Here is a 12,733-nt window from a genome sequence, read left to right on the forward strand (position 1 = left end):
CCTGTTCCTTTAATTTACTTGCTTGAGATTGCTCAAACTTAATAATTGAATAATTTGAATAATACATCGACGATGCTTAATATTGGTAATTAAACCAATATTGACTTCGGACCTAGAAGCCTAACATAAATTTTAATTCCAACACCTTTAACTTGTTTTTGTTTGTGCCATTTTGCCTGCAACGAATAAAATAAACCCGGCTACAATTGATGCACTGTAAACCGCTACATATAATATCTTGTTTTTCATTGAAATTTACCTCCATGATTAATATTGTTTAATAACAGGAATTGTTGAGCCATTTGCCTTTATAGTTGAATTCTTTTGATGAACCCATTATCGTTTGAAAATGTTTAGGAGTTGTCAAAGAATTGTTAACAAAATGTTAATCCTGAAAAATATTCAAAAGTTCCTATTAATTGTTGTTAAAATCAAAAAGGCAGCTTCAAATCCATGTTGATAAAGATTTGAAACCACCTTTTTATTCTAGATGAAATCCAAAAAGGATTGCAGCTAATCACACTCCTTGATTGCTTTTAACCGACCGAAAAATACAAATAACACCAATGATAATAACCACTATTCCAACCAAAACTCCGAAAATACCGTCATAATAGGATGCCCTTTCAATGCCTTTCATAACAAGAAGTGCACTTTGAGTCAGCACAATGGATACTAAAGCATCGCAAAAGTTGGTTAATTTCATTATTAGTTCCAAGGAATGGTTCTTGCCTTTTAAGGTACCTGAAATATAAAACTTACTGGAAGATTTAGAGACTGCGGTAAGAGAATTTAAACAAAAAAATCCGCATTTCCAAAGAAATACGGATTGTGATAAATTAACACTGACTATTTTCCAAAAGCTGTTTTTATTTCTTCACTTTCTTTAATTTTGGATGTGTTAGCTTTTTGATCAATGTGTTTCATAATGGTTTCTCCTTCAATATCAATATTTGGCAATATTTTATCCAACCAATTTGGCAAATACCAAGCTGATTTCCCCATCAACATCATAATGGCCGGTACTAACGTCATTCTAACAACAAAGGCATCAATGAAAACTCCGAATGCAAGAGACAAAGCTATTACTTTAATCGTTGCGTCTGGTGTCATCATAAATCCGATAAATACAGCCATCATAATTAATCCTGCTGCTGTTACAACTTTTCCGCTTCCCTTCAATCCATCTAAAATAGCTTTACGAGGATTACCTGTATGCACATATACTTCTCTCATTTTACTAACTAAGAAAATTTCATAATCCATTGCTAACCCAAACAATATTCCAATTAAGTTTACAGGTAAAAAGGCTAATATAGCACTAGGGGCAGGAAAGCCAAAGAGATTAAGGAAATGATTATCTTGTACGACAAACACGACGAAACCAAATGTCGCCCCCAATGACAATAAAAACCCTAATACTGCTTTTAATGGAATTAATAGAGATCTAAATACTAGAACTAAAATAATATATGCGAGTCCTACAATAAGAGAGGCAAATACAGGTAAAGCATCGTTTAGTTTTTGTGCAATATCAATATTAACCGCTGTAATACCTGTTACCATCAGTTGAATTTGACAATCTTTTTCTGTTTTATCAGACATATTCCTAATTTTATTTACCAATTTTTTGGTTTCTGTATCGTTAGGACCTGTTTTAGGTGTTATTTTAATCATATACACCTTTCCAGATGGTGCAGGAATGGCTGGGCTTACCGTTTTAACATCAGATAATTGACTTAATTCTTGTTGAATTTTACTTATCTCTTGTGGTGTCTGAGTCGTAGCATCTTTTATTTTTGCTACTACAATTAAAGATGAATGAATTCCTTCTCCATACCCTTCCGTTAATAAGTCATATGCTTTTCTTTCGGTTGTATCTTTTGACTTTATCGTTCCATCAGTAGGAAGTCCAAGATTCATATGAAAGAAAGGAATTGTACAAGATACAAGTAATCCAATTGTAATAATTGATATTACCAATGGACGTTTTGTAACAAATTGTCCCCATTTATTTGAATTAACTTTTTTAGCATGAGTAGTCTTTTTATTATTTTTTGATGGTTTTATTTTATGACCTAACATTCCTAAAATAGCAGGCAATAAGATGATTGATACTAAAACGGATGTGAAGATACTTATAGCTGCCGCAATTCCCATCATTGTTAAAAATGGTATTTTTGTAACAGACAATCCTAATAAACCAATGATTACAGTTAATCCCGCAAATACAACGGCGCTACCTGCAGTTCCAATGGCAATCGCAATAGATTCTTGCACGGAAGATCCTTTGCCAAGTTGTTGTTTAAAACGAGTGATGATGAATAAAGCGTAATCGATTCCTACTGCTAGTCCTAACATACCAGCCAAAGAAAGAGAAACTGCTTGGAAATCTACAAACTGAGTTCCAATCGCTATAATTAAAATACCAAAAACAAGTCCTAATATAGCAGAAATAATGGGTAGTCCTGCAGCTAAAAAGGATGCAAAAGTAATCGCCAAAATGACATATGCGATAATAATTCCGACTCCTTCAGTAGCCTGGGAAGCTTCAGAGCCAGAAAAACTTATATCGCCGGTTAACTCCGTTTGTACTCCAGCATCTCTTGTTTTTTCTATCCTATTTAACAATTTACTTTTAGAAGACTCTTTGAACTTTTTAGCTGTAACTTTATACCTGACTTCCGCATAACCAATTTTTTTATTTTCACTTAAATTTTTAAGTTCCATTGGTCCCGATACTGTATCAACGGTTGGATCTTTTTTTATGTCGTTAAGAACTGATGTTATTTTACTCAGGACCTCTTTTGATTCTATTGTTTCATTTTTAGGTGCTTTGAACACGATTTGAACTGTTGCATTTGATTCTTTGGGTGCATGAAATTCTTTTTGAATCACTTTTGCTGCCTTGTCTGCTGGTGTATTCGGAATAGAAACATCGTCAACGAAGGATATTCCTTGGTTTGCCACCAGTCCAACTAAAACAATTAGGATTCCCAAAGTACTAAAGAATACTTTTTTTCTATTTCTTACTGACCAGTTAGCTAATTTATAAAGATATTTTGCCATTCTTTTATCTCTCCTTTATTCTCTGTTATTACTTAAAAAAAGCGATATAATATAATTTTTTGCACTTACAGTCTTCTAAATATTATCTTTTTCCTCCTTAATCTCCTACAGAAAAAAACACTTTAATATCTCCTAATCCCTTTCTGTAGGATGATAATAATTCATAGTTGTTTATGAAATGTCAGTAAAATGTTTACGAAATGTTAATTCCAATTTAATTAAATTGGTTTAGTTGTTAATTAAATTGCTTTTTCGAATGAACAAAAAAAAGCTTTCAAATAAAGAAAGCTTTTTTGGATGATATATCTACTTATTTTTTAAAAATTTCACTATAAAGATAGTACCAATCCCTGGCGTACTTTTTACTATTACGCTCCCCCCAATTAATTCAATGACTTTCTTTGAAAGAGCAAGCCCGAGGCCGTTTCCTTCCTGCGAATGAGACGTATCCCCTTGATAAAATTTATCAAAAATGTGCTTAACTGTCTCTTCATTCATGCCACATCCACTGTCCTCTACAATGACTGTCACCATATCAGAATCTGATGTCTGCGTCAGTTTGACAGTTCCTCCAGGTTCTGTAAATTTGATTGCATTTGAAAACAAATTGTTCCATACAATTTCTAGCATACTTTCATCTGCAGAGATGATTGCACGGTCCTCAATGTCTGCCTCAAATGTGATATTTTTCTCCTCCCACAGCTCTTCAAAAGTCAATGCACATTCGCTTAACTGTCTGCATAAATCATAGGATTGAACTGAAGCAAGGATTTCCTGATTTTCCAATTTATTTAGCCTCAAGATATTTGTTACCAACCCAGTCAGCTTTTGGGATGCACTTATAATAGTATCTGTATATTCTTTTCTCGTCTCGTAGATCAAATTTTCTTTCTGTAATGCCATAGCATAGCTCTGAATAACGGAAAGAGGTGTTTTGATTTCATGGGAAACACTTGCGATAAAATCACTTTTCATCATTTCCGTACTTCCTAATTCTTCTACCATTTTGTTAAAATCCTCAAACATAACATCCACATAATCCTTTTTTCCGTCTTTCCGAAGTGGTGAAAGCTGGACAGAGTAAACACCCTCTGCCACCTTTTTTGCCGCTTCGCTGAGTTTCCGCATAGGTTTGTCATAGGCATGATAACGCTGTCTTGCAGTTACAAGACAGAATATCAAGGTAACGATCGCCCAGTATCCCATCATACCGAAAACATACCCCTCCGGTAATCTTTCCGGGGGGACGTAGGCTCGATAAATCATTGTTTGGCCGGCCGTCAAAACAGACAAGACCAAGTATGTCCATACAAATTGCTTTAAAGAGTTATGTTTTGTATTAACCCTTATATCTTTCATCTTATTTTTACTTTTTTCTTTACTCATGCCAGCACCGCTTTATACCCAAGACCGTGAACTGTCACAATTTTGAAATCGTCGCAACCAGAAAATTTATCCCTAAGCTTTGTGATATATACGTCCACCGCCCTAAGGCTTGTATTGCTTTCCACTCCCCAAAACTCATCCATTAATTGTGCACGTGAAAAGGTATGCTTTGGATATGATAACAATTTATAAAGGATATTGAATTCTCTTACCGTAACTGGAATTTCCTCATCAGCAAAAGTTGCTGTCATTTCATCTGCATTCATAACAAGGCTACCTACAGTAAGTTTTCTCTCATTGGCAATATTTGCTCTTCGAAGCAGCGCACCCACTCGCATTAACAATTCATCCATATTGATTGGTTTTACCATATAATCATCGATTCCAGCCCGAAACCCTTTTTGTTTTGATTTAATATCATCACGGGCTGTCATAAATAAAATGGGTATCGTTTGATTAATATTTCGAACCGTCTCGGCGAACTCAAACCCATCAATTTCTGGCATCATGATATCTGAAATAATTAAATCATATAAACAGTTATACATTAGATCATAAGCTTCGCTAGGATTAAAACAACCTGTCGCATGGTAACCATTATCATTTATATAGGTACATACAATCTGATTGAGCTTTACGTCATCTTCAACCACCAGTATATTTGCCATCACATTTTCACGCCTTTCTATAAACTAACTCTTTTTCATACATGAAAAAAAACACTACAATCTAGTTTAAATATTTATCGTTTGCCACTATATCATATAAATGTTAAAGAAATGTTAAACAAAATAATATCAGTTGTAACAACTTCTTTATCTAAACTAGTTCGGTTGTGAGGTATTTAATAAGATTCCATTATCCTTAAATTTTCCATATAATTCAAGAATTCCCTAACTATTTTAGACTCAATTCACATAAATAAAAAATCCGCTATTCACATCGGAACGCGGATTTTATCATTTAATTCATTGTATTTACTTAAAACATTAAAGCCCAGACTTCTTTATATGTCCCAAATAGGATAGACTTTCCTTTGGATATCTAGTTTGTGTGGATCGATCAACTGCTATCAAACCAAATGTTTGAGCATAACCTAATTGCCACTCAAAATTATCTAATAATGACCAGTAGGTGTATCCAATCACATGGATTCCTTCTTCAATACACTGATATACCCCATTTAGTGCCCGTTCGATAAACTCGACTCTATCTGCATCGTTATCTGTAGAGATACCATTTTCAGTAACAATGATTGGCTTTTCCCAATGTTTCGCTACAAATCGAATAACATTACCTAACGCCTCTGGATAAAATTCATACCCCATTTTTGTTACTCTAGTATTCTCATCCGGTTGAACAACTCCATCTGGCCCATGAATCTTTCGAGAGTAATTTTGCACTCCTAAAAAGTCATCCTCTTGAAGAAACGGCAGATAGTTTAGAAAGTCCTCGTACTGCTCTTTTTCAACGGAGGATTCTCCACCAGGCAGCGCTTGATGATCATAAAGTGAAAACGTAATTCCGACCTTGATAGTTGGATTGACTTCTTTGATTACGTTTCTTGCTTTTTCATGGCATTTCATAATGATAAGTTCACCATTTTCCGTTCTTGGTGAAAGGAAAGGCTGCACTTTCCTCGGATCAATTCCGAAGGCTTCTCCCAAAGCACTAAAATATTGCTCCATTTTCGCTTTCATATCCACATTCAGACCAACTTGGACATCTACACTTTCCTCTTTTTTGCTCGAGTTCTTACTATTAGCACTTGTCATTCTTTTCATGATCTTGGCGATCTGCTTACCCATATTGGCCTCATTTATGGTACAAATATAAGGAATTAAATCGCCCAATTTTGAAACAACATAGCGACAATAATTCCCGAAGTACTCAATTGTTGATTCACTTTCCCATCCACCCTCGGATATCAGCCATTTAGGTGAGGAAAAATGATGTAAGGTCACAATCGGTGTCACATTATTTTGATGACAGAACTCTAGGACTTGTCTGTAATGTTCAATTTCATTTTGATCAAAGTTGCCTTTAGATGGTTCAATTCTCGCCCATTCAATTGAAAATCGATAGGTATTCAAACCAGCATCAACTAAAAACTGAATATCCTCTTTGTACTTATGATAATGATCCACGGCATCCAAGGACGGCTCTTTGTACATGGTCCCAGGGATATGTTCCATTGTCCAAAAATCACTGCTGACATTATTACCTTCCACTTGGTGTGCCGCTGTTGCAGCCCCCATCATAAAATCATTAGTAAATTTTCTCATCGTGATTCCCTTCCTGTCCTATTAATCTTTTATTATTATTACAACTATTATTCTTCAACCAATATACGAACGGGTCCTATCAGTCCGCTTGGCTCATGCTGTGCTACCCGCGAAAGCGTGTCAGGGTTTTCCTTCACAAGGGTATTAGTTACCTCGACAACAAGTGAGTTTCCCCCCTCTTGAAGAAATCCGCTTATTTCAAACTGATATGGAGCGGAAATCCGAACGCCTAGAGACTCACCATTTACGAAAACTTCAGCTGTTTCATAAACATCTCCAAGATCAATCACTACTCGTTTCTCTTCAGTTTTCCAATTCAATTCTGTTTCGTACCTCATAGTTCCAGAAAAAGTCTGCAAACTTTCAAGACGGCTTATATCTGATAACAATTCAAGTTGTCCCCAAAGGGTAAATCCCGGATATTGCAAAGACGTTGCGGTTGAAAGTGACCAATGACTTTCTACCGTAGAAGCAATTTGCAGTTTATTTAAACAAGGTCTACCCTCTATTCCTGAAAGGTCAGTACCAGAAACCACTACAATCGTTTCAAATGGTGCTAATTTAATAGAAACAAAAGACTTCACTCCCTCTGTGCGAACAGGAGCATCCCTGACAATATTCTCATATGCATCATAGAACAATACTTTCCCTGTAAGTGGCAGCTCCACCTCAGTCTCTATCTCATGAATAGGATGCTCATTAAAGAACATGAAGACATCCATTTCCTTTTGGTTCACATGATAATAACGTAAATATGGCTGGCGATCTTTTACTTGGATATCATAGAATCCAGTGTTTTTCATTTTTTCAGCTAGGCCCTCTAATAAAATGACTTCAACGTTTTCGTTTGCTCCTAAAAGCTCCATTACATCGTCTATTACTTCACCTTCACATGTACGTTGAGGTAATCCATCGATAAAGAAAATTGGAAGACCTTGTTGAGCAAATTCAGCAAATCGTTTTAGCACTCCAGTTGGTAATGCTTCAGAATAGGGAACGATTAAGCAATCAAAAGTTTCTTCTTGAGAAACAAGTTTTGCCTTTTGAACGTGTACATCCACTATAATGGCATCACATGGAAGAATATCGCAGTCGATCTGGTTTCTCATTAATTCCTTCACAGGCTTTTGAAAATACATAAAGTCACCTGACCATTCTGCTTCCGCATGATATAGAACAGCTGCAGATGCCACATGCGTACCGCCTGACAAGAGATGACTCATTCGATTGGTATACTGATTCAAATATTGATAATAACGGTATTGAGGATTTTTCCCTCGCGCATACATGTGCGGCGGACAATCATAATCCGGATACTCCTTCGGCGAGAAAGCGTGCGGTACAAAATAATTAACACCCCGAACAAGCATATGGTCAGTAAGCCATTTCATTAGTTTTAACCCTTCAACCCATCCATAGGCACCAAACACTTCTGCCATGGTACGTCCCTTCTTTTTCGGATCCAAATGGGCAAGTGAAACGGCCATTTTAGCCAATCCATAATTATAAAACTCGTTATCGGCTTGTCCCGAGAAACTTCTAGAAGGAATTTCATCGTAACCTGGATTAAGCTGCCAGAGTACAACGTCAAGTCCAGACATATCCTGTCCTCCCAATGCTCTGAAGAAATGCCCTGTACCAGCTCCTAATCTAGTATGTATATTGTTGTCCTCTAGAATATGGCCAATATACTCAACACCGTGCTCCCTGCACCAATCACCAATCTGCATGGTAAAATTTTCCGCATATAGCTTACTTACTAGATTCATATAACTGAAACGAATTTTCGACATCATCTCTCCGCCATCATGCCAAAGAAACGGTAAGTACTTCTTGAAGTCAGAACCAAACTCTTCTTCAAGCATTCGATCCATTTCGGCACTCCAAGGTAAAGTAACCCCTTTTTTACCAAGTTTTGATTCATAGTCAAACGTATCCTTATCATTATAGAAACCAGGTTCATCAGAGAAAAATCCCGCAATGGTATGCCCAAAGTCTTCACGATACCGATCGTAAAAGGCCTCATGGACGGTATCTATCAACACTCGAACCGATTCCTTTACCAAAGGATTCAGGTAATCCTTCTTCTTGGCATCTCCGTTTTTATCATTTTCAGTAATGGTGAAGATTCTCCAATACCCCTCTGGAACATCCCAGTAAAGCTTCCCATTCTCTACTTTTGCTGTTAAATCCTCAATGACGTCTGTTAATTCGCCAGTTTTCTGCTCACGTTTAATGGCTATTACTGCGGAAATGATGCCTCCACCTGTTTCGAAATAACCCGGAACGTAAGGCATTGGCGCTACCATAAAAGAACTGCTGCTTCGTGGTCCCACTGCATCAATATGATCGACCGAAATAAAAAGCCTGCGCAGTTCTTTAGGGGCATCCTTCAAACGGCCCGCTGCATGACCGGTTGGAAAATGGTCGTCGTCAAGGATCCATACACGCATATCACGCGCTCTTGCTTCCTCCAGAATAATATCCATGTCTTTCCACCATTTGGGACCAAGAAAATCGGGATGCGGTCGTGCCTCCACACACACCGCTCGTATTTTTGACTCATGAATACGGGCCATTTCTTCTCTAAGTACTTCTTCCTCTTCACCATGCTGCCAGAAAAAAGGTAAGATATAATTCTCTTCCTTACCATTTAACACATCATTTAATCTAGTTGACATATTTTCACCTCATTAAATATAAGCTTATTTTGAACCGTTTACATAACTGTATTTGATTAATCTCATGTTTTAATAATAATCAAATCCGCACTTTCCCTCTCGTATTTTTTTGCGTATTTCCGTAAAATCATGTACTAAAATCATTAAAGAAGAGTATTTTACATAGATTTACCTATGTATAATACTCTTATTGGTTGATAAGCTATTCCAGTTTTTTACTAATCTTAAGCATTCTTTCTCCGTTCCGCTAGTTCATTCGTAATCTCGGCCTGCTTACTCTCTGAAAGGTCAAACCAGAGAACAGCTAATTGAAGTAATGTTACAACAGCCGGTATAACACTCATTAACAGCTTAAAGCCTAACAGTGTAGAACTACTTTGTTCTGCCGCTCCAGCTACATACCCAATAACAGAAAGCGAACCTGCAGCGATTGCACCAGAAATGGCGGTAGCGAACGTTTGCAAAAATCCTAAGAAAGACCCCATAAATGCGTTCATATTTTTCCCGGTTTTCCACTCCGAATAATCAATTGCCGCTGGCATCATCGTACCTTGTGCTGGGGTTGACAGTCCAGCAAATAAGCTGCCGAACGCAGACAGGACTAAATACATTGTTACACCTGCTGATGTTGGTGGAACAAATACAATGGCAGCCGTAGTAATCGCACCAACAATAATACCGATAAGTAAATTTTTTCTAATACCAATCCGTTTAGTTACCATAGGACTGAATGCTACACCAATGAGGGTTGGGAGCATACCAATCATGCCGGCAATAACCATCAAACCTTCATTATGGAAAAAGTATTTGAAATAATAAATGGTGAGGCCAGATCTTATACCTCCCGCTAAATTAATAGCAAATACATAGATAAAGACAATTAAAGCATATTTGTTTTTAATAAGTGCTACAATCATTTCCTTAATAGAAGGTCTATCTTCATCTTTTATGACAGGAGCAATATATCTTTCCTTAATCGAATATTGCTGGAATGCAGCTATTAATATACCAATAACTGCAACCACTCCCATGATTACGGAGAATCCAAGCGCAGGATTACCGCCACCTACTCTTTTATATAATGGCTGGATACCTATTTGTGCGATTAAAATCGCAATCATCATAAAAAAATAACCAATTTGATTAATCGATATTCTATCCTTAACACTTTTAGATATAGCAGGTATCAACGCGTTTGCTGGTGCTTGTTCCATTGACTTAAGTCCACTATAAATAAAATAGGTGATTGTGGCATATATTATATTTCCAGTATGCCCCAAATTAGGATTGGTAAAGGTAAGCCAGCCAAAAACCCCAATAAGGGCGCCAGTCCAAATATACCACGGCTTGTATTTACCCCAACGAGTATCTACTTTGTCAATATATATACCAAAAATAGGAGCCAAAAATGCATCGACAATACGTGCAACAAGGAATAATCCGGCCACATAGGCAGCACTAATTTCCATAATATCAGTATAATAGAAGAGCAGAAACATTTGAATCACTTGACTATGAAAAACACCCGTAGTTCCATTGATAACGGCTGCTAACTTTTCGCCGAATTTAAGCTTCCTTTCTTCCGGTTCAACAACATTGACACTTTGAATTACTTCAGTTGAATTCATTCATACACGCCCCTTTTCAATAAAAATTATTTCCCCATCCCCATAAAAAAAACTAAGACAAACGATCATACTTGCATCTAACCGTCTGACAAAATAATTCTATCCCCCCAATTAATAGTAACCGTTTACATTCTCTGTTCGACTTAATCATAAATTAATACTTTTTTAGACTCTCGTAATTTCTTGTGTTTAACAGTAGAAATTTGTACAATAATCTTGTAGCTAAGATTTTCTATTCTCTTTTCCCCCTCCTAAATTCTTCATCTCCGTTTTTTGACGTTCTTACATTAATCTAATCGGCACTAGACTTTGCTGAATATCTAGGTTTAGATTATTTGAAATCGCTTTATTTATCTCGTAATATCTTGTGTTTAGTCGTAAAATTCATATAATTTAAATTAGGTATTTTGTCCAGTATCTAAAAAGGAGAATTTATAGCCCATATGGTAAACAAAATTGAGAAACTCTGCAAATTTGCCTTTCAATTTTCCAGTATGGATACTTATTTTATCGATAACACGTCAAAAATAAATTTGGAGTATGGTCTTTCAGCAACCCCAGAGTCTTTAAGGCCATATTTTTCCGAGATGGTCGATTATCTGAACCTTCATGATTCTGGATTCGATGTGTTATTTCACTCTAATTCTTATAGACTTAATTTTATTTCGGCTAAAGTACATGACGATGGAGAGTATATAGGAAGTATAGTGGTAGGTCCGTTTCTTCTTGAAGAACCCACCATATTAATGATTGAGTCGATTGTTTCAGAAAACAAAATGGCCATTTCCCTAAAAAACATCATGAAACAGTATTATTTGACCCTGCCCATTATGAGTACTAGTAAGGCGAATAATACCGCTGAATTTTTAACCTACTTGGTATCAACTTATCATTCTTACAATTTTACAAATTCAAAAACAGGGACCTTATCCTATGACATTCAATCGGAAAATCCTGTACCTTATGAAATAATAAGAGAGAATACAGAACAGGCAATGGAAACGATTGAAAAAAGATACCGTAAGGAAAATGAGATGCTGTATGCTGTAGAGTCAGGAAACATAGAGTTATATAATTCAATCCTAATAGAAAACAAATCGATCATGACTAGTGTTCCTGACCGGGTTCCAAACGACCCTTTACGGTCTGTTAAAAATAATGGGTTTGTGTTAAATACGTTACTCAGGAAAGCAGCTGAAAAAGGCGGGGTTCACCCCATCTATCTTGATAGTTTATCATCGAAATTCGCCGTACAAATAGAAAAATGTTCATCACTAAATCAAATAAGAGAGTTATTTCAATCGATGCAATTTGGTTATTGTGATGCAGTTAGAAAACTTTCATTAAAAAACTATAGTTCTGCAATACGTAGATCTGTCGAATATATCCGGATCAATTTAAATCAGGATCTCAGCTTGGATTCTATTTCAAGTGCTCTCAACCTTAGTTCCTATGAACTTTCCAGACAATTTAAAAAGGAAACGGGCAAGAATATTACTGAATATATAAACAATCGAAGAATTAACGAGGCCATATACATCCTGGAAAATGATCATATTTCGATTACAGATGTTGCTTTTACAGTGGGCTTTAATGATGTGAATTATTTTACGAAGGTCTTTAAGAAATTGAAAGGGGTTACTCCCTCTGAATATAGAAAGCAGAATAGTTAATATCAACAAAA

Annotated in this window: 7 protein-coding genes; 1 reads left to right on the forward strand and 6 read right to left on the reverse strand. The window is 36.2% G+C overall.

Annotation, left to right across the window (positions count from 1 at the left end; all coding sequences use genetic code 11):
• Window positions 1–849: 849 nt before the first annotated feature.
• From L1999_RS17115 to L1999_RS17140, 6 genes are all read right to left on the reverse strand, one after another.
• A complete protein-coding gene (locus L1999_RS17115; protein ID WP_235739652.1) occupies window positions 850–3,069 on the reverse strand; it encodes an MMPL family transporter in 2,220 nt (739 codons plus the stop codon).
• Between the two features lie 306 nt (window positions 3,070–3,375).
• Window positions 3,376–4,455, reverse strand: a complete 1,080-nt coding sequence (locus L1999_RS17120) for a HAMP domain-containing sensor histidine kinase (RefSeq protein ID WP_235739653.1) — start codon at window positions 4,453–4,455, stop codon at window positions 3,376–3,378.
• Entirely contained in the window at window positions 4,452–5,123 is a 672-nt protein-coding gene (locus L1999_RS17125; protein WP_235739654.1) for a response regulator transcription factor, read from the reverse strand. The genes L1999_RS17120 and L1999_RS17125 overlap by 4 nt, the downstream gene beginning before the upstream one ends.
• A 321-nt stretch (window positions 5,124–5,444) precedes the next feature.
• Window positions 5,445–6,740 carry a glycoside hydrolase family 1 protein gene (locus L1999_RS17130; protein WP_235739655.1) on the reverse strand — a complete coding sequence of 432 codons (1,296 nt, stop codon included), beginning with the start codon at window positions 6,738–6,740 and terminating at the stop codon, window positions 5,445–5,447.
• Between the two features lie 47 nt (window positions 6,741–6,787).
• Window positions 6,788–9,421, reverse strand: a complete 2,634-nt coding sequence (locus tag L1999_RS17135) for a glycosylhydrolase-like jelly roll fold domain-containing protein (RefSeq protein WP_235739656.1) — start codon at window positions 9,419–9,421, stop codon at window positions 6,788–6,790.
• A 224-nt stretch (window positions 9,422–9,645) separates the two neighbouring features.
• Window positions 9,646–11,049 carry an MFS transporter gene (locus L1999_RS17140; RefSeq protein WP_235739657.1) on the reverse strand — a complete coding sequence of 468 codons (1,404 nt, stop codon included), beginning with the start codon at window positions 11,047–11,049 and terminating at the stop codon, window positions 9,646–9,648.
• A gap of 443 nt (window positions 11,050–11,492) precedes the next feature.
• On the opposite strand from L1999_RS17140, the gene L1999_RS17145 reads away from it, so the two are divergent.
• Window positions 11,493–12,722, forward strand: a complete 1,230-nt coding sequence (locus L1999_RS17145) for an AraC family transcriptional regulator (RefSeq protein ID WP_235739658.1) — start codon at window positions 11,493–11,495, stop codon at window positions 12,720–12,722.
• Window positions 12,723–12,733 lie beyond the last annotated feature (11 nt).

The sequence above is a fragment of the Neobacillus drentensis genome, assembly GCF_021560175.1.
GTDB classification, from domain to species: Bacteria; Bacillota; Bacilli; order Bacillales; family Cytobacillaceae; genus Neobacillus; species Neobacillus drentensis_A.